Origin of the sequence: Pseudomonas sp. R1-6 (assembly GCF_051132115.1) — a bacterium.
In the GTDB taxonomy this organism is placed as follows: domain Bacteria; phylum Pseudomonadota; class Gammaproteobacteria; order Pseudomonadales; family Pseudomonadaceae; genus Aquipseudomonas.
This window is the reverse complement of sequence record NZ_CP071662.1, coordinates 501,720-527,206: the sequence shown is the minus strand read 5'-3', so window position 1 is coordinate 527,206 and position 25,487 is coordinate 501,720. Positions and strand designations below refer to the sequence as shown.

Annotated in this window: 22 protein-coding genes; 11 read left to right on the top strand and 11 right to left on the bottom strand. The window is 61.5% G+C overall.

Going from position 1 to position 25,487, the window contains the following annotated elements:
• The first annotated feature begins 4 nt into the window (after positions 1–4).
• The 8 genes from J3P81_RS02380 to J3P81_RS02345 all read left to right on the top strand — a co-directional run bounded on the left by J3P81_RS02380 (position 5) and on the right by J3P81_RS02345 (position 8,470).
• Complete coding sequence (locus J3P81_RS02380) at positions 5–799, top strand: carbon-nitrogen hydrolase family protein (protein WP_420764893.1); 795 nt, start codon at positions 5–7, stop codon at positions 797–799.
• 48 nt (positions 800–847) lie between these two features.
• Positions 848–3,283, top strand: coding sequence for a pyrroloquinoline quinone biosynthesis protein PqqF (gene pqqF, locus J3P81_RS02375; protein WP_434561975.1), 2,436 nt, complete (start codon positions 848–850; stop codon positions 3,281–3,283).
• A 170-nt stretch (positions 3,284–3,453) separates the two neighbouring features.
• Positions 3,454–3,528 carry a pyrroloquinoline quinone precursor peptide PqqA gene (pqqA, locus tag J3P81_RS02370; RefSeq protein WP_003177660.1) on the top strand — a complete coding sequence of 25 codons (75 nt, stop codon included), beginning with the start codon at positions 3,454–3,456 and terminating at the stop codon, positions 3,526–3,528.
• Positions 3,529–3,607: 79 nt separating this feature from the next.
• A complete protein-coding gene (gene pqqB / locus J3P81_RS02365) occupies positions 3,608–4,519 on the top strand; it encodes a pyrroloquinoline quinone biosynthesis protein PqqB (RefSeq protein ID WP_420764895.1) in 912 nt (303 codons plus the stop codon).
• An 11-nt stretch (positions 4,520–4,530) separates the two neighbouring features.
• Positions 4,531–5,283, top strand: a complete 753-nt coding sequence (gene pqqC, locus J3P81_RS02360) for a pyrroloquinoline-quinone synthase PqqC (RefSeq protein ID WP_434561973.1) — start codon at positions 4,531–4,533, stop codon at positions 5,281–5,283.
• The gene (gene pqqD, locus J3P81_RS02355) at positions 5,280–5,555 is read left to right on the top strand and encodes a pyrroloquinoline quinone biosynthesis peptide chaperone PqqD (RefSeq protein ID WP_434561971.1); all 276 of its coding nucleotides are present in this window, start codon (positions 5,280–5,282) and stop codon (positions 5,553–5,555) included. The genes pqqC and pqqD overlap by 4 nt, the downstream gene beginning before the upstream one ends.
• Positions 5,548–6,678 carry a pyrroloquinoline quinone biosynthesis protein PqqE gene (pqqE, locus tag J3P81_RS02350; RefSeq protein WP_434561969.1) on the top strand — a complete coding sequence of 377 codons (1,131 nt, stop codon included), beginning with the start codon at positions 5,548–5,550 and terminating at the stop codon, positions 6,676–6,678. Before pqqD ends, pqqE begins: the two co-directional genes overlap by 8 nt.
• On the top strand, positions 6,644–8,470 hold the full coding sequence (locus J3P81_RS02345; RefSeq protein WP_434561967.1) for a prolyl oligopeptidase family serine peptidase: 1,827 nt from the start codon (positions 6,644–6,646) through the stop codon (positions 8,468–8,470). The genes pqqE and J3P81_RS02345 overlap by 35 nt, the downstream gene beginning before the upstream one ends.
• Positions 8,471–8,603: 133 nt before the next feature.
• Here J3P81_RS02345 and J3P81_RS02340 read toward each other — a convergent pair whose 3' ends face one another.
• The 11 genes from J3P81_RS02340 to bioB all read right to left on the bottom strand — a co-directional run bounded on the left by J3P81_RS02340 (position 8,604) and on the right by bioB (position 21,779).
• Positions 8,604–8,762, bottom strand: a complete 159-nt coding sequence (locus J3P81_RS02340) for a YqaE/Pmp3 family membrane protein (RefSeq protein ID WP_038436734.1) — start codon at positions 8,760–8,762, stop codon at positions 8,604–8,606.
• A gap of 342 nt (positions 8,763–9,104) precedes the next feature.
• The gene (locus J3P81_RS02335) at positions 9,105–10,883 is read right to left on the bottom strand and encodes an acyl-CoA dehydrogenase C-terminal domain-containing protein (protein ID WP_434561965.1); all 1,779 of its coding nucleotides are present in this window, start codon (positions 10,881–10,883) and stop codon (positions 9,105–9,107) included.
• Between the two features lie 251 nt (positions 10,884–11,134).
• On the bottom strand, positions 11,135–12,931 hold the full coding sequence (locus J3P81_RS02330) for an acyl-CoA dehydrogenase C-terminal domain-containing protein (RefSeq protein ID WP_434561963.1): 1,797 nt from the start codon (positions 12,929–12,931) through the stop codon (positions 11,135–11,137).
• A gap of 91 nt (positions 12,932–13,022) precedes the next feature.
• Complete coding sequence (locus J3P81_RS02325; protein ID WP_434561961.1) at positions 13,023–14,312, bottom strand: GGDEF domain-containing protein; 1,290 nt, start codon at positions 14,310–14,312, stop codon at positions 13,023–13,025.
• Positions 14,313–14,680: 368 nt separating this feature from the next.
• On the bottom strand, positions 14,681–16,486 hold the full coding sequence (locus tag J3P81_RS02320; RefSeq protein WP_420764903.1) for a phenylacyl-CoA dehydrogenase: 1,806 nt from the start codon (positions 16,484–16,486) through the stop codon (positions 14,681–14,683).
• 275 nt (positions 16,487–16,761) lie between these two features.
• Entirely contained in the window at positions 16,762–17,058 is a 297-nt protein-coding gene (locus J3P81_RS02315) for a pyrroloquinoline quinone biosynthesis protein PqqE (RefSeq protein ID WP_420764904.1), read from the bottom strand.
• 119 nt (positions 17,059–17,177) lie between these two features.
• Positions 17,178–17,858, bottom strand: coding sequence for a dethiobiotin synthase (gene bioD / locus J3P81_RS02310; RefSeq protein WP_420764905.1), 681 nt, complete (start codon positions 17,856–17,858; stop codon positions 17,178–17,180).
• Complete coding sequence (gene bioC, locus J3P81_RS02305; protein ID WP_420764906.1) at positions 17,855–18,667, bottom strand: malonyl-ACP O-methyltransferase BioC; 813 nt, start codon at positions 18,665–18,667, stop codon at positions 17,855–17,857. Before bioC ends, bioD begins: the two co-directional genes overlap by 4 nt.
• Positions 18,660–19,391 (bottom strand): alpha/beta fold hydrolase, encoded by a 732-nt coding sequence (locus tag J3P81_RS02300; protein WP_434561959.1) that lies wholly within the window; start codon positions 19,389–19,391, stop codon positions 18,660–18,662. Before J3P81_RS02300 ends, bioC begins: the two co-directional genes overlap by 8 nt.
• The gene (bioF, locus tag J3P81_RS02295) at positions 19,384–20,562 is read right to left on the bottom strand and encodes an 8-amino-7-oxononanoate synthase (protein ID WP_420764908.1); all 1,179 of its coding nucleotides are present in this window, start codon (positions 20,560–20,562) and stop codon (positions 19,384–19,386) included. Before bioF ends, J3P81_RS02300 begins: the two co-directional genes overlap by 8 nt.
• A 161-nt stretch (positions 20,563–20,723) precedes the next feature.
• A complete protein-coding gene (bioB, locus tag J3P81_RS02290) occupies positions 20,724–21,779 on the bottom strand; it encodes a biotin synthase BioB (RefSeq protein ID WP_434561957.1) in 1,056 nt (351 codons plus the stop codon).
• A gap of 90 nt (positions 21,780–21,869) precedes the next feature.
• Between bioB and J3P81_RS02285 the strand changes: the two genes are divergently transcribed.
• The 3 genes from J3P81_RS02285 (at position 21,870) to J3P81_RS02275 (ending at position 25,398) form a co-directional block, all read left to right on the top strand.
• Positions 21,870–22,610 (top strand): double zinc ribbon domain-containing protein, encoded by a 741-nt coding sequence (locus J3P81_RS02285; RefSeq protein WP_434561955.1) that lies wholly within the window; start codon positions 21,870–21,872, stop codon positions 22,608–22,610.
• A 54-nt stretch (positions 22,611–22,664) separates the two neighbouring features.
• The gene (locus J3P81_RS02280; protein WP_434561953.1) at positions 22,665–23,429 is read left to right on the top strand and encodes a TOBE domain-containing protein; all 765 of its coding nucleotides are present in this window, start codon (positions 22,665–22,667) and stop codon (positions 23,427–23,429) included.
• 67 nt (positions 23,430–23,496) lie between these two features.
• On the top strand, positions 23,497–25,398 hold the full coding sequence (locus J3P81_RS02275) for a PhoX family protein (protein ID WP_434561951.1): 1,902 nt from the start codon (positions 23,497–23,499) through the stop codon (positions 25,396–25,398).
• Positions 25,399–25,487: the final 89 nt, after the last annotated feature.

The window sequence follows — 25,487 nt, the reverse complement described above, 5'->3', positions numbered from 1 at the left end:
GTCGATGCGCGTAGCCCTTTACCAATGCCCACCGCTGCCCATGGAACCGGCCGGCAACCTGCAGCGACTGCACCAGGTCGCGCTGGAAGCCAGGGGTGCCGATGTGCTGGTGTTGCCGGAGATGTTCTTGACTGGCTACAACATTGGGGTCGATGCGGTGAATGTACTGGCCGAGGTCTACAACGGCGAATGGGCGCAGCAAATCGGCCGCATCGCCAAGGCGGCCGGCCTGGCCATTCTCTATGGTTACCCGGAGCGCAGCGAAGATGGGCAGATCTACAATTCGGTCCAATTGATCGACGCCCACGGCGAGCGCCTGGCCAATTATCGCAAGAGTCATTTGTTCGGCGACCTCGACCGCACAATGTTCAGCGCGGGCGATTCAGCGTTGCCGATCGTGGAGCTCAACGGTTGGAAGCTCGGCTTCCTGATCTGCTATGACCTGGAGTTTCCAGAAAATGCCCGGCGCCTGGCGCTGGCCGGCGCCGAGCTTATCCTCGTACCCACCGCCAACATGCATCCGTACGAGTTCATCGCCGACGTCACCGTGCGCGCCCGGGCCATCGAGAACCAGTGTTTCGTGGCCTATGCCAACTATTGCGGCCACGAAGGTGAGTTGCAGTATTGCGGTCAGAGCAGCATTGCCGCCCCGAACGGCAGCCGTCCGGCGTTGGCGGGGCTGGACGAAGCGTTGATCGTGGGTGAGCTGGATCGGCAATTGATGGAGCAATCGCGGGCAGCCTACAACTACCTGCACGATCGGCGTGCGGCGCTGTACGGCGACTTGCATAAACACTGATCCGGGCTAATCCGCTAGCATGAGCACATCCCAGTCCTGGAAGCGCTCATGCCGGCCCCCGATTCCCTCCGCCCCCATACCGAAACCCTGTCCAACGGCCTGAAATTGACGTTGCGTCATGCTCCTGGCCTCAAGCGCAGCGCTGCGGTGTTGCGCGTGGCCGCCGGTAGCCATGATGCGTCCAAGGCCTGGCCGGGGCTGGCGCACTTTCTTGAACATCTTTTCTTTCTGGGGACGGAGCGTTTTCCCACTGGGCAGAACCTGATGGCCTACGTGCGGGACCACGGCGGGCAGGTCAACGCGCGTACCAGTGAACGCACCACGGAGTTTATTCTGGAGCTGCCACCTGCCGCCCTGCCCGGTGGGCTTGAGCGGTTGACGGACATGCTGGCCCATCCGCGTCTGGATGAGACCGACCAGTTGCGAGAGCGGGAAGTGCTGCACGCAGAGTTTATTGCCTGGTCCCAGGATGCGGCGGCCCAGCGGCAGGTTGCCTTGTATGAAGGACTGTCGAAGGATCACCCATTGCGCGGCTTTCATGCGGGCAATCGCGACAGCCTCGCCGTACCACAGCCAGAATTCCAGAGCGCGCTGCGCGATTTCTACCAGCGTTTCTATCGGAGCGGCCAGATGACCTTGAGCCTGGCCGGCCCGCAACGCATCGGGACCTTGGAGGCGCTGGCCACTCAGTTCGGTGAAAGCCTGCCAACCGGCAGGACGCAGGTCAGGCAGCCACCGCCGAGGCTCATGGCAGCAACCGAGACCGGGTACCAGCAGGCCCGGCAAGATTCGCTCGACGTACTGTTCGCCTTCGAAAGCTTGCCTGCCGCCTCGCCCCAAGCCTTGGATTTCCTCTGCCACTGGCTCAACGCCCCTAAACCGGGCGGGTTGCTTGCAACGTTGCGCCAACGCGGTCTGGCTGACAGCCTCAAAGCCGTGCCCCTGTATGAATTTTCTGGTCAGGCACTGCTTCACATCGAGTTCAAGCACGACCGCGACCAGGTGCCGACTGATATCCAACCGCTGCTGCGCGATTGGCTGGGTTTTTTTGCCGCTCAGGATGACTGGGTATCACTTCGCCAGGCGTTCACTGCGCTACGCCAACGCCAACTGGAGACGGCAACAGCCTTGCAACTGGCTCGTTGGGACAGCGAAGGACGCCAAGGCCCCTTGTCGGAAAACGACCTGATGCGCCTCAGGGAAATCCTCAAGCAATTAGACGCCGTCGATCAGCCCGTCGAACCGTGGCAATTGCCCTCGCCCAACCGGTTTCTGCAAAGCATCAACGAACCACCCCGCGCCGGATTGATTCGCGGCCAAACCAGTGCCCACCGCGGCTTACGAACATTCGCACAAGACCGCAGCCGGGGCCGGCGCGAACGCTCGCCCATGCAGTTCAGCCAGGCATTGCCGGATACCTCGCCGGAAGGCGCGGTGTACCTGCGCTGGCTATTGGCGGCCCCCGTATCGCCCGGCCACCAACGCAGGCTCGATCGGCAATTGGCGGATCTGCGCGAAGACGCCCGCCAGGCCGGCGTGGACATTACCTTCGAGACTCATGACGAACAATGCCTGCTGAAACTGACCGGCTTGCAGGCACCGATGCCGCGAGTACTTGAACACCTGCTGGTGGAACTGGGCCAGCCGCTGCCGCCAGTCCCGGCCAATAGCGAGCCTCCCTTGATACCGATCCGACAGCTGTTGCGTGAATTGCCGGAGCTCTTGCGGCAAACCCCACGATCGCCATCATCGTCCGACAGCGATCAGAGCGTCTGGACGAACGCCCGATGGGACGGCTTGGCTGTCGGTCTGGCGGCGGCCACTCAAGTGGCGCTGGGCCCCGTTCTGGCGCGAATTCCTGGGATCGCCCGAGAAGAAGCGGTGTCGACGCTCGTGGCTGCTCCGGGACGCACCTGGCACACGCTCGAAACTCCAGGAGACGACCACGCCGTACTGATGTTCTGCCCCACGGCAACCCAGGACATTTGCGACGAGGCTGCGTGGCGTTTGTTCGCCCATCTGAGCCAAACCCCGTACTACCAACGCCTGCGAGTGGACCTGCAACTGGGCTATGCGGTGTTCAGTGGTTTGAAGCAGATCGACGGACGCACCGGCCTGCTACTGGGCGCCCAATCACCCGGTGCCTCGGCAGCGCAGTTGGCTGAACATATGGAGCAGTTCCTGGAAGCCTTGCCTGAGTTGATCCAGCAGCTAGACGACTCGACCCTGACCAGCCAGCAACAGGCCTTGGCCAGCCAGCTTCAAAGCGCGGCGATGCCCATCGCCCAGGCAGCCGAACTGCTCTGGCAGGGCAAACTGGCCGGTCGTCCAACGGACTACCTGCAACGGTTACCCGACGTCATAACATCGATGACACGCGGACAACTGGTCGACGCCGCGCACCGTTTGAAAGAAGCCCTCGGCGGACGTTCCTGCCTGAGCAACGCGCCGTGCCCGGGAACGCCCTGGCGCGCGGTGCAATGATCGTTACCGGCCATGCAACGAGCTTTCTCAAAGAATCGCGGCGAAGGAATTTGTCAGATTTAGTAACATAGCCGCCTAAGCATCTGAACATCTCCGAGCGGAGGTGGACTATATGTATAGGTTCCACCCGTACCATCTAACCGAAGTATCCCAACCAAAGGAGTATTCCCATGTCCTGGTCCAAACCCGCATATATCGATCTGCGTATCGGCTTCGAAGTCACCATGTACTTCGCCAGCCGTTGATTGCTGCAGGCGGTAGTACGCAACACCACGCCTCGGTCATCCGGGGCGTTTTTATTTTCGGTTTGCAGATGGAGCGACCATGTTCGTCCAGATTCTAGGCTCCGCCGCGGGCGGCGGTTTTCCCCAGTGGAACTGCAACTGCGCCAATTGCGCAGGTTTTCGCAACGGCAGCCTGCGGGCCCAAGCGCGTACCCAGTCGTCCATCGCGATTTCCGACGACGGCGTGAGCTGGGTGCTGTGCAACGCCTCGCCGGACATTCGCGCCCAGCTCCAGGGATTTGCCCCGATGCAGCCTGGCCGGGCCCTGCGGGACACCGGTATCGGCGCGATCATTCTGATGGACAGCCAGATCGACCACACCACCGGCCTGCTCAGCCTGCGCGAAGGTTGCCCGCACCAGGTCTGGTGCACCGACATGGTCCATGAAGACCTGAGCACGGGTTTCCCACTGTTCAACATGCTCACCCACTGGAACGGCGGCCTGAGCTGGAACCGCATCCAACTCGATCAGAGTTTCACTATTGCCGCTTGCCCAAGCCTGCGCTTTACCCCACTGCCACTTCGCAGCGCCGCCCCGCCCTATTCCCCGCACCGCTTCGACCCGCACCCGGGCGATAACATCGGGCTGATCGTCGAAGACCTGCGCACCGGCGGCAAGCTGTTCTATGCACCGGGCCTGGGCAAGGTCGACGGTCCGCTGCTGGACATCATGGCCGGCAGCGACTGCCTGTTGGTGGACGGCACGATGTGGGACGACGATGAGATGCAGCGCCGTGGCGTCGGCACCCGCACCGGTCGGGAAATGGGCCACCTGGCGCAGAACGGTCCCGGCGGCATGCTCGAAGTGCTGGAGCAACTGCCCGAGCAACGCAAGGTCCTTATTCATATCAACAACACCAACCCGATACTCGACGAGGATTCACCCGAGCGGGCCGAGCTGGTGCGACGCAATGTCGAAGTCGCCTACGACGGCATGAGCATCGAACTGTAGGAGGCCCCGAAATGACTGACACGCCATTGACCACCGCAGAATTTGAAGCAGCCTTGCGCGCCAAGGGCGCCTTCTATCATATCCATCACCCGTACCACGTGGCGATGTACGAAGGCCGAGCCACCCGCGAGCAGATCCAGGGTTGGGTCGCGAACCGCTTCTATTACCAAGTGAACATTCCGCTCAAGGACGCCGCGATCCTGGCCAACTGCCCGGATCGGGAGATCCGCCGCGAGTGGATCCAGCGTTTGCTTGACCATGACGGCGCCCCTGGCGAAGACGGCGGCATCGAAGCCTGGCTACGGCTGGGTCAAGCGGTGGGCCTCGATCCCGATCAATTGCGTTCCCAGGAACTGGTGCTGCCAGGTGTGCGCTTCGCCGTGGACGCCTACGTCAACTTCGCCCGCCGCGCCTCCTGGCAGGAAGCCGCCAGCAGCTCGCTGACCGAACTGTTCGCCCCGCAGATCCACCAGTCGCGCCTCGACAGTTGGCCGCAGCACTACCCATGGATCGACCCGGCCGGCTACGAATACTTCCGCACCCGCCTGGGCCAGGCCCGGCGCGACGTGGAGCACGGGTTGGCGATCACCTTGCAGCACTACACCACGCGTGAAGGCCAGGAACGCATGCTGGAGATTCTCCAGTTCAAACTCGACATTCTCTGGAGCATGCTCGACGCCATGAGCATGGCCTACGAACTGAACCGCCCGCCCTATCACACCGTGACCGACCAACGGGTCTGGCACAAAGGAATCGCCTTATGAGTTTCGATCGCAGCCAAATCCCCGATTGGCGCCCCGGCTATCGCTTTCAGTACGAACCGGCCCAGAAAGGTCACGTGCTGCTCTATCCTGAAGGCATGATCAAGCTGAACGACAGCGCTGCGCTGATCGGTGGCCTGATCGATGGCAAGCGCGATGTGGCGGCGATCATCGCTGAGCTGGACAAACAATTTCCCGGTGTGCCTGAGCTCGGTGACGACATCGAGCAATTCATGGAGGTCGCCCGTGCTGAGCACTGGATCACCCTTGCCTGAGAAGCCCGCCGTCGGCCTGCCGTTGTGGCTGCTGGCCGAGCTGACCTATCGCTGCCCGCTGCAATGCCCGTACTGCTCCAACCCGCTGGACTTTGCCGAGCAAGGCAAGGAACTGAGCACCGAGCAGTGGTTCAAGGTGTTCCGCGAGGCCCGGGAGATGGGCGCTGCGCAGTTGGGCTTTTCCGGTGGCGAACCGCTGGTGCGCCAGGACCTGGCCGAGCTGATCGGGGAGGCGCGCAAGTTGGGTTTCTACACCAACCTGATCACCTCCGGTATCGGTTTGACCGAACAGAAAATCAGCGATTTCAAGAAGGCCGGCCTGGACCATATCCAGATCAGTTTCCAGGCCAGCGATGAGCAGGTGAACAACTTGCTGGCCGGCTCGAAGAAAGCCTTCGCGCAAAAACTGGAAATGGCCCGGGCGGTGAAGGCCCACGGCTATCCGATGGTGCTGAACTTCGTGACCCATCGGCACAACATCGACAAGATCGATCGCATCATCGAGCTGTGCATCGCCCTGCAAGCCGACTTCGTCGAGCTCGCCACGTGCCAGTTCTATGGCTGGGCGCATCTCAACCGCGTCGGCCTGCTGCCGACCCGGGAACAGCTGGTGCGGGCCGAACGCATTACTAACGAATACCGGGCCAAGCTGGAAGCCGAAGGCAATCCGTGCAAGTTGATCTTCGTGACCCCAGACTACTATGAGGAACGCCCCAAAGCCTGCATGAACGGCTGGGGCAGCATCTTCCTGACCGTCACGCCGGACGGCACCGCATTGCCGTGCCATGGCGCCCGGCAAATGCCGGTGCAGTTTCCGAATGTGCGCGATTACAGCATGCAGCACATCTGGTACGACTCGTTCGGCTTCAACCGTTTCCGCGGATACGACTGGATGCCCGAGCCCTGCCGCTCGTGCGATGAAAAAGAGAAGGATTTCGGCGGCTGCCGCTGCCAGGCGTTCATGCTCACAGGCGACGCCAGCAACGCCGACCCGGTGTGCAGCAAATCCGAACACCACGGCATGATTCTCCAGGCGCGCGAAGACGCCGAGCATGCCACGCAAACCATTGAACAACTGGCCTTTCGCAATGAACGAAACTCGCGCCTCATCGTTAAAGGCTGATCCGCTCAGCGCCGCCCAGGCTGTCGCGGCAGGCATCGACTTTGCCGAACTGCAACTCGGGCCTTCAGGGCTTTTCTGGAATGAATACCGCCCAGCGGATGGCGCCTGCCGGATCTGGCATTGGCAAGATGCCAAGGCCCGCTGTCTGACCCCGGACGGGTTCAGCGCGCGCAGTCGGGTCTACGAATACGGTGGCGGGTCGTTTTGCCTGAGCGATGACGGCGTGCTGTTTGTCAACGAGGCTGACCAACAGCTGTATCACCAGTCATTGGACGGCGATCGTCCCGTGGCGCTGACTTCGGGCGAGAGGCGATATGGCGACCTGCACTTCGCCGCGGGGCGAGTGCTGGCGGTTGAGGAACAGGCCAATCAGCATCGTCTGGTGTCGATCGGGCTGGCCGATTTTAAGCGACGGGTGCTGGCCGAGGGTGCGGATTTCTACGCCGCGCCGATCCTGAGCCCGGATCAAAAGCGCCTCGCCTGGATCGAATGGAGCCGTCCTCATCAACCCTGGACGGCCACGCGACTGATGTTGGCAGAGCGTAACGATGCAGGTTGGAGTGAGCCGCGCTGCGTGGCCGGCCAAGGTGAGGATGAGTCCATCCAGCAACCACGATTCGACGCGGCGAATCGTCTTTATTGCCTGACGGATCGGGGTGGTTATTGGCAGCCTTGGGTCGAAGATGCCGGCTTCTTGAAACCATTGGCTGCCGCCGAAGCCGATCACGCCCCGGCGCCTTGGCAATTGGGCGGCTGTACCTGGCTGCCCTTGGGCGAGGACATTTACCTGGCGAGCTGGACCGAAGCGGGTTTTGGCCGGCTGGGCCTGCGCCATAGCGGCGCGATTGAGGAGTTCACCGGACCCTACAGCCGCTTTCGCAGCCTGGCATTGGATGAGCAATTCGTTTATGCAATTGCCGCTTCGCCGACCAGCCCGTCGGCGGTCATTGCTATTGAACGACAAAACCACGAAGCCATAATCGTGGCCGGCGGCGTTTCGCCGTTACCCGCCGAGCACATCAGCTGTCCGCAAACCTTGCGCTATCCCGTCGCTTCAAGCGAGGCCCACGGGTTCTTTTATCCTGCGATGGACGCCGAGGCTAAACCGCCGCTGGTGGTGTTTATCCATGGCGGGCCGACGTCGGCCTGCTATCCCATTTTCGACCCGCGCATCCAATACTGGACCCAGCGCGGCTTTGCCGTGGCCGATCTCAACTACCGCGGCAGCAGTGGCTACGGCCGGGCTTACCGGCAGGCATTGCATTTGAACTGGGGCGTGGTGGATGTCGAGGATGCCTGCGCGGTTGTCGCGTATCTGGATGAGCAGGGCTTGATCGATAGCCGCTGCGCCTTCATTCGTGGCGGCAGCGCCGGTGGGTACACGACACTTTGCGCCTTGGCGTTCCGGAACGTATTCCGTGCCGGCGCCAGCCTCTACGGCGTCAGCGACCCCGCTGCCCTGGGCCGCGCGACACACAAATTCGAAGGGGACTACCTGGACTGGCTGATCGGCGATCCACAACTGGACGCCGAACGCTACAGGGCCCGCACGCCGTTGCTTCACGCCGACCGGATCCGCGCGCCGATGATTTTTTTCCAAGGTGAACTCGATGCCGTGGTCGTGCCGCAGCAAACCCGCGATATGGTCAAGGCCTTGGAAGACAACGGTGTTCCGGTGGAGGCGCACTACTACCCGGACGAGCGCCACGGCTTTCGCAAGGCGTTGAACCAGGCGCATGCGCTGGAGCATGAGTGGTTGTTTTATCGAAAAGTGATAGAAGCGAGCTTATAAAAAGTGGCGAGCTCTTGTGGCGAGGGAGCTTGCTCCCGCTCGATTGCGCAGCAATCGCAGGGCTTGGGGCCGCTCCGCGACCCAGCGGGAGCAAGCTCCCTCGCCACAAGAGCAATCCTCTAGCTGCAAACTTTCAGCGCTTGGCGATGATGTACACCGCATGCACGATGCCTGGGATGTAGCCCAACAGCGTCAGCAGAATATTCAGCCAGAAAGCCCCGCCGAAACCGACTTGCAGAAACACACCCAACGGCGGCAGAAGAATGGCGATGATGATGCGAATGATATCCATGGATGACTCCCTGATTGGCGATGGCCATATTGCCATATGCTCATGGACACCTGACCGCTCGTCAGGGTTCAGTGCGGACCATCAAGGGGCGCCCAAAGGGAAGGTTATGCGCGGACAAAAAACGCAGGCAAAAGAAAACCCCGCCGAAGCGGGGCTTTGCAGACTGTTTCCCTGACATCCATTTCACTCCGCCTTCCTGGCAGAATCCTACGTGTCCGTGTTGTTACTTTTGCGCGTCCTGCGCTACGTCCATGGAAGCTAGATTAGCCGTGGATCCAATCTGCCGATAGAGGGAAATCGCCAGCACGTGATGTAAGCATTTGCTTACATCACGACACATCTTCAGAACTGACCCGGCTCCAAGAGGAACAGCGACTCACTGCCGGCCTTCACCGAAGCGCTCAGCGAATGAATTCGCGGTAACAGGCGGGCGAAGTAGAATCGCGCTGTGCCCAGCTTGCCTGCGTAGAAATCATCCTGGCTTTCCTTGCCCAGGGCCGCCCTGGCCATCAACGCCCACATGTAGGCGTAAGCGGTGTAGCCGAACGCTTGCAGGTATTCCACCGAAGCCGCGCCAATTTCGTTCGGGTTGTTTTTTGCCCGATCGAGCAGCCATTCGGTCAGCTCGTCCAGCGTGCCAACGGCATCGTTCAACGGTTGGGTGAACTCCGACAAATCGCTGCTTGCGGTGGCGGTGAAATGACGGATTTCATCGGCGAACAATTTATAGAACGCCCCACCACTGCCGACGATCTTGCGCCCTACCAGATCCAGCGCCTGGATACCGTTGGTGCCTTCATAGATCTGCGTGATGCGCACGTCACGCACCAGTTGCTCCTGGCCCCATTCGCGGATGTAACCGTGACCGCCGAAGATCTGCTGGCCATGGACCGTGGTTTCCAGGCCCAGATCGGTCAGGAAAGCCTTGGCCACCGGCGTCAGCAGCGCGACCAGGTCTTCCGCACGCTTGCGCGTGGCTGGGTCTTCGCTGAATTTCGCGGTATCCAGTTGCATCGCCACATAGGTGGAAAATGCGCGGCCACCTTCGTTCGAGGCTTTCATGGTCAGTAGCATGCGGCGCACGTCCGGGTGGACGATGATCGGGTCAGCAACCTTGTCTTTGTTTTGCGCGCCGGTTGGCGAACGGCTTTGCAGGCGATCGCGGGCGTATTCGATGGCGTTCTGATAGGAACGCTCGCCAGTGGCCAGCCCTTGGATACCGACACCCAGGCGCTCGTAGTTCATCATGGTGAACATCGCCGCCAGGCCTTTGTTGGGCTCGCCGACCAGATAACCTACCGCTTCGTCGAAGTTCATCACGCAGGTGGCGGACGCCTGGATGCCCATCTTGTGCTCGATCGAACCGCAGTTGGCTGCGTTGCGTGCGCCCAGGCTGCCGTCGGCATTGACCATGAATTTCGGCACGAGGAACAGCGAGATGCCTTTCGGCCCGGCCGGTGCGTCCGGGAGCTTCGCCAACACCAGGTGAATGATGTTTTCGGTGAGGTCGTGTTCGCCGCCTGTGATGAAAATCTTGGTGCCGCTGACTTTGTAGGAACCGTCGGCCTGGGGTTCAGCCTTGGTCCGGATGATCCCCAGGTCGGTACCGGCGTGAGGCTCGGTCAGGCACATCGAGCCGGCCCAGATGCCCGCGTACATATTCGGCAGGTACGCGGCCTTCAACGCTTCGCTGGCGTGGGCATTGATCGACAGGCAAGCCCCGGCGGTCAGCATCGGGTACAGCCCAAATGAGAGGCTGGCGGAGTTGACCATTTCCTCGACCTGGGCCGAAACAGCCTTGGGCATGCCCATACCACCATACGCCGGATCACCACCGACACCCACCCAGCCGCCTTCGGCATAAGTCTTATAAGCCTGTGGGAAACCTGCCGGGGTCGTGACGGCGCCGTCAGCCCAGTGGCAACCTTCCTCGTCAGCCGCGCGGCTGAGGGGCGCTACGCTTTTGCTGGTGACCTTGCCGGCCTCTTCAAGAATCGCCTCGACAGTTTCAGCGTCCACAGTGTCGGCCAGCGCCGGCAATTGAGCCCAAAGTTTCGCGACCTCGAATACTTCATTGAGGACGAAGCGCATATCGCGCAGGGGCGCTTTGTAGTCAGCCATGGCAAACCTCGCAGGATCTAAACAATTGGTTCGTGGGAAAGCGTTTCACAATGGGCCAGAGTGTACCCCAACAACTTTTGCGACACATAGGGTCAACCCATGACCGTTTTGTAATTTTTAGTCACGGTCGAAATTTGCTGTTTTATCGTGGCGAGGGAGCTTGCTCCCGCTGGGGTGCGCAGCAGCCCTTTTTTGAGAGCTACGCACTCAAGCCGGAGCAAGCTCCCTTGCCAAGGAGATATTTCAGCCCTTCAAAGCGCAAACAACTGCGCCGGCAACTTCATCAGGCATTCGCTTCCCGCCTCGACAGCTGAGCGATGCGCGGCCGTGCGCGGCAACAGGCGCTTGAAATAAAATTCACAAGTCGCCAGCTTGGCCCGGCAAAAATCCGCGTCGCCATCGCCACTGTCGAGTTGCGCCTGAGCCACCAACGCCATGCGCAACCACAGGTAAGCCAGGATGATGTAACCGCTGTACATCAGGTAATCCACGGAGGCGGCCCCCACCTCATCGGGATTTTTCATGGCAGCCATGCCGACCTGGGTCGTCAAATCACCCCATTGCCGATTAAGCCCGTCCAGTTGCGCAATGTATCCCTGGAGTTGCGGATGCCCGGTATTGGCGGCGCAGAACTGATGAACAATTTTGGTAAACCCGCGCAGCAGCTTGCCTTGGCTGCCCAGCACCTTGCGTCCCAGCAAGTCCAAGGCCTGGATGCCGTTGGTGCCTTCGTAGATCGGCGCGATCCGACAATCGCGTACCAATTGTTCCATGCCCCACTCGCGGATAAAGCCGTGGCCGCCGAAAACCTGCATGCCGTGGTTGGTTACCTCCAGCCCCGTGTCGGTCATGAACGCTTTGCAGATAGGCGTGAGGAAGGCCAACAGGTCTTCAGCCTCTTGGCGGGCGGTTTCGTCGCGGCTCAAGTGCGCGGTGTCGAGCAATTGCGCAGTGAAGTACGTCAGCGCCCGGTTGCCTTCGTTGAAGGCCTTCATCGTCAAGAGCATCCTGCGCACGTCAGGGTGGACGATGATTGGGTCGGCCGCTTTTTCCGGCGCCTTGGGGCCGGTCAGCGAGCGCATCTGCAGACGATCATTGGCGTATCTGACCGCGCCCTGGAAACTCGCCTCGCCCAGGCAAAGACCCTGCATGCCGGTGCCGAGGCGGGCATGGTTCATCATGGTGAACATACAGTTGAGGCCCTTGTTCGCCTCGCCGATCAGGAACCCCTTGGCGCCGTCGAAGTTCAGCACACAGGTCGCCGAGGCCTTGATGCCCATCTTGTGTTCGATCGACCCGCAGGAAACGCCATTGCGCTCCCCGGCCTCGCCTGCGGCGTCGGGCAGGAACTTCGGCACGATAAACAACGAGATGCCCTTTGTTCCGGCCGGAGCATCCGGCAGCTTGGCGAGCACCAGATGGATGATGTTGTCGCTCATGTCGTGCTCGCCGGCGCTGATGAAGATCTTGCTGCCGGTCACCGCATAGCTGCCGTCAGCCTGGGGCACCGCGCGGGTTTTGATAATGCCCAGGTCGGTGCCGCAGTGGGCTTCGGTCAGGCACATGGTACCGGTCCACTGGCCGGCGGTGAGTTTGCTGAGGTAGGTCTGCTTCTGTTCCTCGGTGCCATGGGCGTGGATCGCCGACATGGCGCCGTGGGTCAGGCCAGGGTACATGCCCCAGGAAGTGTTGCTCGACCCGATCATTTCGCTGATGACCAGGCCCAGGGAACTGGGCAGGCCTTGGCCGCCATACGCTGGGTCCGCCGCCAGGCCGTGCCAGCCGCCTTCCACATACTGTGCGAACGCCTGCCGGAAACCTGTAGGCGTAGTCACCACGCCATTGTCGAAATGGCAGCCCTCCTCGTCACCCGGACGATTGAGCGGCGCCAGCACATTCTCACAGAACCGAGCACCTTCCTCGAGGATGGCGCTGACCATGTCCGGGCTGGCATCGCTGGCACCCAGTTCGGCATAGCGGCCATGGAAATCGAAGACGTGGTCGATCAGAAAGCGCATGTCGCGCAGGGGAGCTTTGTACTCGGGCATGGTGGTTTTCTCCGGTAGCAGATCGTTTAAACCTACTGCCGGCCACCGGGGCCCACAATCACAGTCCAGACGCTGAATGCGCCATCATCACTCAACCCGCGGCGGCCTCCATGCGCACCGCACCACGACGACTCTGCCCGAAGGCGACCACACAGTTTCGCCCCGCGCCCTTGGCGTTATACAGCGCCTGGTCCGCCGATTTGAGCACCTCTTCGGGCGTACGCTGCTCGATTCGCTCGGCCACGCCGATGCTGACGGTTACCGATACGCTGGAGGCGCCAGCGCCCGAGCGACGCTGGCGCCCTTGCTGATCGTCCTGGGGGCGACTGTCGGAATTACGCAATTGAATAGCGTAGGTCTCTATGGACTGACGGATGACTTCCAGATGGGGCATGCACTCATAAATGGTTTTACCGGCGAACACCAGCGCAAATTCCTCACCACCATAGCGATAAGCCCTACCGCCCCCGCCGATTTTCGACAGCTTGCTGGCCACCAGGCGCAGCACTTGATCGCCGACGTCGTGGCCGTGGGTGTCGTTGAACTTCTTGAAATGGTCCACGTCGCTCATCGCCAATACGTAATTGCGCCCCAGGCGCTGCATGCGCTCATTCAAGGCACGACGTCCCGGCAGGCCGGTGAGCTCGTCGCGGAACGCCATTTGATACGCCTCGTGGGCGACCGCGGCGGCAATCATCAGCATCACCTGGCTGCACATGATGTTCAGGGTGAACGGCAAGATGAAGGTTTTCGGCAGCATCCAGAACAATCCCAGCAGCCCCACCAGTTGCGCCGCGTGAAGCGGCCGGGGATTACGCCAGTATTGCCAGGCCAGCAGCAGGAACGCGGCGGCGAACATAGGGTAGGACAATTGGATCAGGCTCATCCAGGCGCCGTGCAACGCGGGCCAGCGGATCTCCGAAAGCCACAACAACAAGGCCTGGGGGAAACTTTGCTCCAGGGCCAGCGCCACGCTGCCGAAAACCAGCAACACCGCGAACCGCGCCACCATGTCCTGGAACAGATGGGTGCGCTCCTGCCACGCCGCAAACAGCCCGAACAACAGCGGCAGCAACAAGCAGACGAGATGGAACACCACCGCCGCGTCTTCACGCACCTTACCGTTATCGCGGTAGAAATCGGTTTGGGTGTCCAGCAGGAAGTAGGCGATGTACACCGTGACCATCAGAAACAGTTCACGCTGGCGCCGGTAAACGGAGCAATACGCGCCCCCCAGTAGCAATACCAATGTAGGAAGAACATTGAACAGGGAGGTAAAGAATACGTTGAGATCCTTGACGTAGGCAGCCGCGAGCCCTGCCAACAACAGCAGCAGTGACGGTAGGAAATGGCTGAGACGTACAGCGGAAGAACGCGGCAAGGGTAAGCTCCGACCCGACTGATCAAGGATGGCATTGTGCCTGCGCTGTGTGACCGATGTCACACTGCCATCGCTGTAACGGCAGAGGCCGGAGTTTTCTTAAGGCTTTGTTGGATGAATATTGTTTCAGGATCGCTATAAATCCCCGTGGCGAGAGAGCTTGCTCCCGCTCGGCTGCGAAGCAGTCGTAAACCGGCGGGTGCGGTGTGTCTGATGCTCGCATTCGGCAGGTTTGGGGCCGCTTCGCAGCCCAGCGGGAGCAAGCTCCCTCGCCACGGGTTCGTCGAAGGCCTTGATTGGGGTTATGGCAGGCATGAAAAAGCCGCTGCTCCCGAAGAAGCAGCGGCTTGTGGAGAATCGCCTAAGGCTCAGTAGCCCAGCGCGAAATCTTCTTCTTTCATGTCCATCAGGTTGTTGGCGCCCGACAACATGGCCGCAACATGGGTGCGGGTACGCGGCAGGATGCGCTGGAAGTAGAAGCGCGCGGTCTGCAGCTTGGCGGTGTAGAACGCTTCTTCGGTGGTGCCGGCTGCAAGTTTTTCCGCCGCCAGGCGCGCCATGTCGGCCCAGAAATAGGCCAGGCAGGCGTAACCGGAGTACATCAGGTAATCCACCGAGGCCGCGCCGACTTCTTCGCGATCCTTCATGGCCGCCATGCCAACCTTCATGGTCAGCTCGCCCCATTCTTTGTTCAGCGCAGCCAGGGGTTCGACGAACTCCTTGACCGCTTCGTTGCCTTCGTTGCCCTGGCAGAACTTGTGGACGATCTTGGTGAAGCCCTTGAGCGCTTCGCCCTGGGTCATCAGGACTTTACGGCCCAGCAGGTCGAGCGCCTGAATGCCGGTGGTGCCTTCGTACAGCATCGAGATGCGGCTGTCGCGAACGTTCTGCTCCATGCCCCACTCGGCGATGAAGCCGTGGCCGCCGTAGATCTGCACGCCATGGTTGGCCGATTCGAAGCCGACTTCGGTCATGAAGGCCTTGGCGATCGGCGTCATGAACGCCAACAGCGCATCGGCTTTCTTCTTCTCTTCTTCATCCACGCCGTACTTGACGATATCCACCTGCTTGGCCGTGAAGTACACCATCGCCCGGTTGCCTTCGGCGAAGGCCTTCATGGTCAACAGCATGCGGCGCACGTCAGGGTGCACGATGATCGGGTCGGCGGCCTTGTCTGGCGCTTTCGGGCCGGTCAAAGAACGCATTTGCAGGCGATCACGGGCATATTTCAGGCCGCCCTGGAAGCCGATCTCGGCGTGGGCCAGGCCTTGCAGCGCAGTGCCCAGGCGTGCGGTGTTCATGAAGGTGAACATGCAGTTCAGGCCCTTGTTCGCCGGGCCGATCAGGAAACCGGTGGCCGCGTCGAAGTTCATCACGCAGGTGGCGTTGCCGTGGATGCCCATCTTGTGTTCCAGGGAACCACAGCTCACGGCGTTGCGCTGGCCGACGGTGCCGTCGGCGTTCGGCAGGAATTTTGGAACGATGAACAGCGAGATGCCCTTGGTGCCGGCGGGTGCATCCGGCAGGCGTGCCAGCACGATGTGGACAATGTTGTCGGCCATGTCGTGTTCGCCAGCCGAGATGAAAATCTTGGTGCCGGTCACTTTGTAGGAACCGTCGGCCTGAGGTTCGGCCTTGGTGCGCAGCATACCCAGGTCGGTGCCGCAGTGAGGTTCGGTCAGGCACATGGTGCCGGTCCATTCGCCGGACACCAGCTTGGTCAGGTACGCCTCTTGCTGCTCGGGCGTGCCGTGTTCGGAAATGGTGTTCATCGCGCCATGGGACAAGCCTGGGTACATGCCCCACGACCAGTTGGCTTCACCGACCATCTCGCTGACCGCCAGGCCCAGGGACTCCGGCAGGCCTTGGCCGCCGTGCTCGACGTCATGGGCCAGGCTTGGCCAGCCGCCTTCGACGAACTGCTTGTAGGCTTCCTTGAAGCCGGTCGGAGTTTTCACGCCGGACTCGCTCCAGGTGCAACCCTCAAGGTCACCCACGCGGTTCAGCGGTGCCAGCACCTGCTCACAAAACTTGGCGCCTTCTTCGAGAATGGCGTCAACCATGTCTGGAGTTGCGTCCTGGCAAGCCGGAAGGCTCTGATAATGCGCTTCGTAGCCGAGCAGTTCGTCACGAACGAAGCGAATATCACGCAAGGGGGCCTTGTAGTCAGGCATAGCGATAAACCTCTGCTGATGTAACCGGGGATGAACGACCGCGCGGATTTATTGTAGCGGTCAAACAGTTGTTTGAAACATACGTTTACGCCCAAAACTTGTCAAGCATCGATCTTTTGCCATTCGTCATCGATTAGCAGGCGTTCGGGACGCGAGAAATCCATCGCTATGAATTGTGCGCAGGACGCGCAGGGAAAGATTAGTTGAGGGAGAAGGAGTTAGAGACAAAAACGCCGCGATTATCGCGGCGTTTTCAAAGTCCGTGTCGGGTCGGATCAGGCAAATGTGTCGATCAAAGTGCCGAGCATTTCGTCGGAAGCCTTGGCGACGTTCACGCCCAATTGCACTTGGAACTTGCCTTGGGCCATGTCCACCATGTTGCTGGCCAGGTCCGATTGCTGGCTGCGATCCACCGAGCGCAGGCGATCGACCTGGACTTCGGAGGATTGGCTGGTGACCGAACGCTCAATCGTATTGTTGGCGATCTGGCTGGAAGCCTGGTCGACACGGTTCTGCCCCGTCTGAATCGTGCTCAGACCAGCGTAGAACGCGGTATTTCCTGAGATTTCCATGGCGGGGCTCGTTTTCTTGAAAGGGTCGGCACTGGCATTGAACCAGAAGGCTTGGCAAAAGGCCCGACAAAAACACTAATGGCACAGTGCCTTGTCATAGGCAAAACCTTGGCAAGTCGTCAGTCCAACAGGTCCATTTGCAGGTGCCCGGCCACAGCCTCGGCGGTCACGCTCTGGATCCGCGCCACCCTGCCCAGGCAAGGCGCCGGGAGGCGCTCGGCCAGGGTTGCCAGGTTTTCTTCCAGGCGTGAGGTGGCCGGATCGATGATGTTCGCCACCCATCCGGCCAGTTGCAAGCCGTCGCGGGCGATTGCTTCGGCGGTCAACAAGGCGTGGCTGATGCAGCCCAAGCGCACGCCCACCACCAGGATAACGGGCAAGCCCAGCGCAATCGCCAGGTCGGACAGATTGTCCTGGCCGGCCAGCGGCACGCGCCAACCGCCCGCGCCCTCGATCAGGGTGAAATCGGCGCCCAGCGCCAGCACTTCACGCATCGGCCCCAGCAGCGACTGCACCGTGAGCGCGACGCCCGCCTCCCGGGCGGCGAGGTGCGGCGCAATGGCCGGTTCGAACGCCACCGGATTGACCTGTGCATAACTCAACGGCACCGAGCATTCGGCCAACAAGGCCAAGGCATCGGCGTTGCGCAGCCCTTTGGGCGTCACGTCGCAACCGGAAGCCACCGGTTTTCCGGCGGCCGTGCTCATGCCGGCCTGGCGCGCCGCGTGCAGCAGGCCCGCTGCCACGGTGGTCTTGCCCACATCGGTATCGGTGCCGGTGATGAAATAAGCCTGGCTCATAGCGGTTTCTCCAACACGGCGTAGACCGCCTGGTAAGTCGCGGGCAGGCCCTGGACCTGGCGAAACTGTTCATAGGCTTCAACCAGCGCCAGGATCCGTGCCCTGCCCGTCAACCCACCGGGACGGCCGGGATTCAGATTATGGGCGCCCAATGCTTTCAATTCGTGGGTCAGGCTACGTACATCCGGGTAATGCAAGACGTGGGGCTGATTTTCCAGACTGAGGACGTTCAAACCACTGGTTGCGCATAACTGTCGATAAGTCTCGAAATCACGGAAACGGTTGACGTGTACCAAGCCATCCACCTGACGCCAACTGTCGCGCAGTTCGTACAACGTGCCGACACACAGACTGGTAAAGGCAAACAGTCCACCCGGCCTCAAAACACGATGGGCCTCGCGCAACACCGAGGCGAAATCATCGCACCACTGCACCGCGAGGCTGGAAAAAACCAAGTCGCAGCTCGCCGAGTGCAAAGGCAAACGCTCCGCATCCCCAGCGATAAAATGCGCAGCACCGCCCTGCGGGCGGGCATGGATGAGCATCCCCTCGGCGATATCCAGCGCCAGGCCCGCGTCCTCGCCGAACCGCGCGCCCAGCGCTCGGGTGAAATAGCCCGTGCCGCAGCCCAGGTCCAACCAGCGTTGTGGATCGAGCGACGAAGGCAAGCGCCCGAGCAATTGCCCGCCTACATCGCGCTGTAGCTCGGCAACGCTGTCATAACTGGCCGCCGCCCGGGAAAACGAGGCCGCTACCTGACGTTTATCAGGCAAAGCACCCGGTAGCTTCACAACGGATAAGTCAGTCATCACCGGACTCATGCAAGAAAGCCTGGATCGCCCCCGCCACGCCGTGGGGATCCTCCAGCAGAAATCCATGGCCGGCCTGTTCAATCAGGCCGATTTCGACATCCGGCAGCAACGCCAGCAACTCGCCCGCCGCTTCGGCCGGCACCAAGGCATCGAGCCCGGCAAACAAATGCAGCTGAGGACCGCGAAAGCCCTGCAACGCAGCCCGGGTATCGAGTTGCGCCAATAATTCGAGCCCGGCCATCAACACGTCAGGCGCGGTGTTCGGTGCACCGCCGAGCAGCAATCGCGACAACCCGCGTGGGTCGTCGCACCCTTGGGCGCACAGCAAACTGAAGCGCTTGAGCGTCTGGCGCGGATCGGCAACACACCCGGCAAGAAACCCATCGAATATTTCTGGGGCCATCGCCCCCGGCCATTGTTCATGGGCCACGAAAGACACATTACTGGCCAAGGTCAGCAAGCCGCAGCAGCGCTCGCCCCGGCGCGCGGCCAGTTCCGCGGCCAACATGCCGCCCAGGGACCAGCCTCCCAGCCAGGCATCCTGGGGCAACGTAGCATCCAACTCATCGAGCCAATCATCGAGCGCACTCGACGCCAAAGCGGGCAAGGGTTCGATTTCCACCTGCAAGTGCTCATCGAGCCCTCGCAGCGCAGCGGCCAACGGTTCGAGGGGCGAAGTACCCAGGCCCCATCCTGGCAACAAGATCAATCGATCACGCATGGTTTGGCTCCGGTCCCAGCCTTGCATAACAATCGGCCAATGCATCCAACAATAGCTGGACCTGGGCCTCGCTGTGGGCGGCGGTCAAGGTGACCCGCAGGCGGGCGCTACCGGCCGGCACGGTGGGCGGCCGGATCGCCGTGACCATCAGCCCGCGCTCGCGCAGCATCCGGGACAGCTCCATCGCCCGCCCCGCATCACCGATCAGGATGGGTTGGATCGGGGTGAAACTGTCCATCAAGCGCAAGCCGATCTGCTCGGCGCCCTGGCGGAACTGGCTGATCAACTGCCTCAGATGTTCTCGCCGCCAATGCTCACTGCGCAGCAGTTCAAGGCTCCGGAGCGTGGCGCAGGCCAAAGCGGGTGGCTGGCTGGTGGTGTAGATGTAGGGCCGGGCGAACTGGACCAGGCTTTCGATCAGTTCCTCACTGCCCGCCACAAAGGCGCCGGCGGTGCCAAACGCCTTGCCCAGTGTGCCGACCAGCACGGGCACGTCTTCCTGGCTCATGCCGAAATGTTCGACGATACCGCCGCCGGTAACGCCCAGCGTGCCGAAGCCGTGGGCGTCATCGACCATCAGCCAGGCGCCCTTGGCCTTGGCTTCGCGGGCGAGCGCCGGCAAATCCGCGACATCCCCGTCCATGCTGAAAACACCATCGGTCACCACCAGCGTGTTGCCAATGGCTTTCTCCAAACGCTGGGCCAGGCTTCGGGCATCGTTGTGCAGATAGCGATTGAAGCGCGCGCCGGATAACAGCCCGGCATCGAGCAACGAGGCGTGGTTGAGGCGATCCTCCAGCACGGTATCGCCCTGCCCCACCAAGGCAGTGACCGCGCCAAGGTTGGCCATGTAGCCGGTGGTGAACAGCAACGCCCGCGGCCGGCCGGTCAGCTCGGCCAGGGCTTCTTCCAAGGCGTGGTGAGGCGCGCTGTGGCCGACCACCAGGTGGGACGCTCCACCGCCGACGCCCCAGCGCGCTGCGCCGTCGCGCCAGGCCTCGATCACTTGCGGGTGATTGGCCAGGCCCAGGTAGTCGTTGTTGCAGAACGCCAACAACGGCTGGCCGTCCACTACGACTTCCGGGCCCTGGGGGCTCTCGAGCAGCGGTCGCTGGCGATATAGATTTTCGGCACGACGGGCAGCCAGGCGTGCGGCGAGATCGAAGGGCATGCAGGCCTCAACTGTCTATGGATTGGCCCAGGACCTTTTTGGTAGCGAGCCTGCTCGCGATTGCGGTGTACCAGTCGACATGAATGTTGAATGTTGCATCGCTATCGCGAGCAGGCTCGTTCCCACAGTGTCCTGCTTCCAATCAGGGAATTGGCGAGCGATCAAACAGCAGCGTTATAAAACTGCTCGCTGCTCTTCTGCTCCACCAATGCCTGTTCAATGGCCGCCTGGTGCACTTCGTCAGCGTGTTCTTCGCGGGCTTCGGGTTGGATGCCCAGGCGTGCGAACAACTGCATATCCTTATCGGCTTGCGGGTTGGCGGTCGTCAACAGCTTGTCGCCATAGAAAATCGAGTTGGCGCCGGCAAAAAATGCCAGGGCCTGCATTTGCTCGTTCATCGCTTCACGGCCGGCGGAAAGACGTACATGGGATTGGGGCATCATGATCCGCGCCACGGCGAGCATGCGGATGAAATCGAACGGATCGACGTCCTCGGCATTTTCCAGCGGCGTGCCGGCGACCTTGACCAGCATGTTGATCGGCACCGATTCCGGGTGCTCCGGCAGGTTTGCCAGTTGGATCAGCAGGTTGGCACGGTCGTCCAGGGATTCGCCCATGCCCAGGATGCCGCCGGAGCAGATTTTCATACCCGAATCCCGTACATAGGCCAGGGTCTGCAGGCGCTCGCTGTAGGTGCGGGTGGTGATGATGCTGCCGTAGAACTCAGGCGAGGTGTCCAGGTTGTGGTTGTAGTAATCCAGGCCAGCCTGGGCCAGCGCTTCGGTCTGCTCCTGGTCGAGCCGTCCGAGGGTCATGCAGGTTTCCAGCCCCATGGCCTTCACGCCCTTGACCATCTCCAGCACGTAAGGCATGTCCTTGGCCGACGGATGCTTCCACGCCGCGCCCATGCAGAATCGGGTCGAACCGATGGCCTTGGCGCGCGCCGCCTCTTCGAGGACCTTCTGCACTTCGAGCAATTTCTCTTTTTCCAGCCCGGTGTTGTAGTGGCCGGACTGCGGACAATATTTGCAATCTTCCGGGCAAGCGCCGGTTTTGATCGACAGCAGCGTGGAAACCTGGACGCGGTTGGCGTCGAAGTGCGCGCGGTGCACGGTCTGCGCCTGGAACAACAGATCATTGAATGGCTGGACAAAGAGTGCTTTGACTTCGGCCAAAGACCAGTCATGACGCAGGTTGGCAGTGGTGCTGGCGCTCATGGGCATTTCCTTGATTATGCTTGGCTGGCGCCCGGGAAATCGAATACCCACAGGCGCGACACGGATGTTCGGCATATTTAAGGAAGAGTCATGCGCTGTCAACCACGACACACAACACCGGTTTACATCTGGTTAAAAAACAAACAGACCTGTCTGCTGTGCGGCGAATCCACCGACACACCGCAACCCATCTGCACGCCGTGCGAAAGCGAGTTGCCCTGGCTCGGCGATCAATGCAGCGTCTGTGCGCTTCCGCTGCCGATGGCCGGGCTCCGCTGTGGACAATGCGCCACGCGACCGCCGGCCTTCGAACGGGTCGTGGCGCCATGGGTCTATGACTTTCCCGTGGACACGCTGGTCACCCGCTTCAAGCATCAGGCCAAGTGGCCGCTTGGCCGTTTGCTGGCCGAACTGTTGGCGCAGTCGGTCCAACATCATTTCGATGAAGGGCTGGAGCGACCCGATGCGCTGGTGCCGGTACCGCTGGCGGCTCGTCGACTGCGCCAACGCGGGTTCAACCAGGCGACATTGCTGGCCCGCTGGCTCAGCGGGCCGCTGCACATCCCTTGCGAAGAAAACCTGTTGCAGCGCATCCAGGACACGCCTGCACAACAAGCCCTCGACGCCCCGGCAAGACGTCGAAACCTGCGCCATGCCTTCGCCCTGACGCCCGACGCCACTTTGGCAAACCGTCACCTGGCGCTGGTGGACGATGTGCTCACCACAGGCGCGACGGCTCAGACGCTTGCGCATCTGCTACTCGAAGCCGGCGCCGCCCGGGTCGATGTGTATTGCCTGGCTCGCACGCCGAAACCCGGCGACCCGGCTTGACGCGCGGGCGCCGAGGCGCCAACGTCCTTGCTTCGATCCCGCGCAGTTTCCGTCATGTCATTGCCTACGCTCCTGACCCAACACATCGTCCGCCGACCACAACGCATCGCGCTGTTGCAGCACATCGCCGAGCAGGGCTCGATCACTCGGGCGGCCAAGAGCGCCGGGCTGAGCTACAAAGCGGCATGGGACGCGATCGATGAGTTGAATAACCTGGCCGACCGGCCACTGGTCGAGCGCAGCGTAGGTGGCAAGGGCGGAGGTGGTGCAAAGCTGTCGGAGGAAGGCCAGCGCGTGCTGCGTCTTTACCAGCGCCTGCAAACCTTGCAGGCCCAGCTTCTGGAAGCGAGCGAGGACGCAGGCGACCTGGGCTTGCTCGGTCGCCTGATGCTGCGCACCAGCGCCCGAAACCAATTACATGGCAAGGTCCTCGATATCACCGCCCAAGGCCACAACGATCGTGTTCGCCTTGAACTGGCCCGCGGGCTGGTCATCGAAGCGCAGATCACTCATGACAGTACGCAGCGGTTGGAGCTGGAGACCGGCACCGAAGTCGTCGCGCTGATCAAGGCCGGCTGGCTGGAACTGTACCCCTCCGATCAGCCGGAGGATCCGTCGACCAATACACTCCACGGCATCATCGAACACATCGCCATCGCCGAAGACGGCCCCAGCGAAGTGCGTATCGGTCTGCCCAACGGCCAGACCCTTTGCGCCCTCGCCGCCCCGTCTCAATTGGGCGAACGCAACCTGACCTGCGATTCGCCGGTGCAGGTGCGGTTTTCTTCGACAAATGTGCTGCTGGGCACGCCCCTATAAAGCGCTGCAACAAAATCGTCATCGACCCGCTTTAAGGTGGCTGCCAAAACCAGCAGGGAGCCCGATGATGAGCCTATTAGAAGAAAACCAATCCACCGATCTGGAAAAGATCGTCGGCCTGAGCCGTCGACGTTTCATCGGCGCGGGTGCCCTGTGTGGCGCGGCGATGTTCCTGGGCGGCAACCTGCTGAGCCGCAGCGTCATGGCCGCCGCCGTGAGCGAAGGCAACAAAAGCATGCTGGGCTTCGACAGCATTGCCGCCGCGACGACCGACACCATTACCCTCCCACCAGGCTACAAGGCCTCGGTGTTGATCAGTTGGGGCCAGCCGCTACAGAAAAACGCCCCGGCTTTCGACCCCAGCGGCAACGGCACCGCCCGCGCCCAGGAAGTGCAGTTTGGCGACAACAACGACGGCATGAGCCTGTTCCCGTTCCCTGGCGACGAAAACCGGGCGCTGATGGCGATCAACAATGAGTACACCAACTACCGCTACCTCTTCCCCCACGGCGGCCAACCGCAGTCGGCCGAAGAAGTGCACAAGGCCCAGGCCAGCGAAGGCGTGTCGGTGATCGAGATCGAGCGTCGTCAAGGCCAATGGCAGTTCGTCCAGGACTCGCGCTACAACCGCAGGATTCATGGCAACACGCCGATTCGCCTGAGCGGCCCGGCTGCCGGTCACGACTGGGTGAAAACCCTCGCCGACAAGAGCGGCAAGAATGTGCTGGGGACCTTCCAGAACTGCGCCAACGGCATGACGCCATGGGGCACTTACCTGACCTGCGAAGAAAACTTCACCGACTGCTTCGGCAGCAGCCAGCCCGACCTGAAATTCGATGACGGTCAAAAGCGCTACGGCGCTACCGTCACCAGCCGCGAAATCAACTGGCACCTGCACGACCCTCGCTTCGATCTGGCGAAGAACCCCAACGAACTCAATCGCCACGGCTGGGTGGTGGAAATCGATCCGTTCGATCCAAAATCCACCCCGGTGAAACGCACCGCCCTGGGTCGCTTCAAACACGAAAACGCCGCCCTGGCGCAGACCGATGACGGTCGCGCGGTGGTGTACATGGGCGACGACGAGCGAGGCGAATTCATCTACAAATTCGTTAGCCGTGATCGTATAGATCACCGCAATGCCAAGGCCAACCGCGACCTGCTCGACCACGGCACCTTGTACGTGGCGCGCTTCGACGCCGGGGACGGCAATCCGGACCATCCCAAAGGCAAGGGCCAGTGGATCGAGCTGACCCATGGCAAAAATGGCCTCGACGCGGCAAAAGGCTTCAATGACCAGGCCGAAGTCCTGATCCATGCGCGACTGGCCGCCAGCGTCGTTGGCGCCACTCGCATGGACCGCCCAGAGTGGATCGTGGTAAGCCCCAAGGACGGCCAGGTCTATTGCACCTTGACCAACAACGCCAAGCGCGGCGAAGACGGCCAGCCGGTGGACGGGCCCAACCCGCGGGCGAAAAACGTCTACGGGCAGATCCTGCGCTGGCGCACCGACCGCGACGATCACGCCGCCAACACCTTCGACTGGGACCTGTTCGTGGTCGCCGGCAACCCGACGGTACACGCCGGCACGCCCAAGGCCGGATCGTCCAACGTCAACGCGCAAAATATGTTCAACAGCCCTGACGGCCTGGGTTTCGACAAGAGCGGGCGGCTGTGGATCCAGACCGACGGCGACTCCAGCAACACGGGGGACTTTGCGGGAATGGGCAACAACCAGATGCTGTGCGCCGATCCCAACAGCGGTGAGATTCGCCGCTTCATGGTCGGACCGGTGGGCTGTGAAGTCACCGGGATCAGTTTCGCCCCGGACTACAAGGCCATATTCGTCGGCATCCAGCATCCAGGCGAAAACGGTGGCTCGACGTTCCCCGAGCATCTGCCCAACGGCAAGCCACGCTCTTCGGTGATGGTGATTACCCGCGAAGACGGCGGCGTCATCGGCGCCTGACACTTTCCTGGCGGGGGAGCTTGCTTCCTCGCCACGAAGAGCGACCCAATGCCTACCGACCCATCATGACCGCTTTGCGCTACCATGCT

What these genes read in the sequence shown, in the direction of transcription:
- pqqD (WP_434561971.1), top strand. Translation starts at nt 5,280, where the DNA reads ATGAGTTTCGATCGCAGCCAAATCCCCGATTGGCGCCCCGGCTATCGC.
- J3P81_RS02380 (WP_420764893.1), top strand. Translation starts at nt 5, where the DNA reads ATGCGCGTAGCCCTTTACCAATGCCCACCGCTGCCCATGGAACCGGCC.
- pqqF (WP_434561975.1), top strand. Translation starts at nt 848, where the DNA reads ATGCCGGCCCCCGATTCCCTCCGCCCCCATACCGAAACCCTGTCCAAC.
- bioB (WP_434561957.1), bottom strand. Translation starts at nt 21,779, where the DNA reads ATGAGCGCCAGCACCACTGCCAACCTGCGTCATGACTGGTCTTTGGCC.
- J3P81_RS02275 (WP_434561951.1), top strand. Translation starts at nt 23,497, where the DNA reads ATGAGCCTATTAGAAGAAAACCAATCCACCGATCTGGAAAAGATCGTC.
- bioC (WP_420764906.1), bottom strand. Translation starts at nt 18,667, where the DNA reads ATGACTGACTTATCCGTTGTGAAGCTACCGGGTGCTTTGCCTGATAAA.
- J3P81_RS02340 (WP_038436734.1), bottom strand. Translation starts at nt 8,762, where the DNA reads ATGGATATCATTCGCATCATCATCGCCATTCTTCTGCCGCCGTTGGGT.
- J3P81_RS02280 (WP_434561953.1), top strand. Translation starts at nt 22,665, where the DNA reads ATGTCATTGCCTACGCTCCTGACCCAACACATCGTCCGCCGACCACAA.
- pqqB (WP_420764895.1), top strand. Translation starts at nt 3,608, where the DNA reads ATGTTCGTCCAGATTCTAGGCTCCGCCGCGGGCGGCGGTTTTCCCCAG.
- J3P81_RS02300 (WP_434561959.1), bottom strand. Translation starts at nt 19,391, where the DNA reads ATGCGTGATCGATTGATCTTGTTGCCAGGATGGGGCCTGGGTACTTCG.
- J3P81_RS02345 (WP_434561967.1), top strand. Translation starts at nt 6,644, where the DNA reads ATGAACGAAACTCGCGCCTCATCGTTAAAGGCTGATCCGCTCAGCGCC.
- J3P81_RS02315 (WP_420764904.1), bottom strand. Translation starts at nt 17,058, where the DNA reads ATGGAAATCTCAGGAAATACCGCGTTCTACGCTGGTCTGAGCACGATT.
- J3P81_RS02335 (WP_434561965.1), bottom strand. Translation starts at nt 10,883, where the DNA reads ATGGCTGACTACAAAGCGCCCCTGCGCGATATGCGCTTCGTCCTCAAT.
- J3P81_RS02320 (WP_420764903.1), bottom strand. Translation starts at nt 16,486, where the DNA reads ATGCCTGACTACAAGGCCCCCTTGCGTGATATTCGCTTCGTTCGTGAC.
- J3P81_RS02285 (WP_434561955.1), top strand. Translation starts at nt 21,870, where the DNA reads ATGCGCTGTCAACCACGACACACAACACCGGTTTACATCTGGTTAAAA.
- bioD (WP_420764905.1), bottom strand. Translation starts at nt 17,858, where the DNA reads ATGAGCCAGGCTTATTTCATCACCGGCACCGATACCGATGTGGGCAAG.
- bioF (WP_420764908.1), bottom strand. Translation starts at nt 20,562, where the DNA reads ATGCCCTTCGATCTCGCCGCACGCCTGGCTGCCCGTCGTGCCGAAAAT.
- J3P81_RS02330 (WP_434561963.1), bottom strand. Translation starts at nt 12,931, where the DNA reads ATGCCCGAGTACAAAGCTCCCCTGCGCGACATGCGCTTTCTGATCGAC.
- pqqC (WP_434561973.1), top strand. Translation starts at nt 4,531, where the DNA reads ATGACTGACACGCCATTGACCACCGCAGAATTTGAAGCAGCCTTGCGC.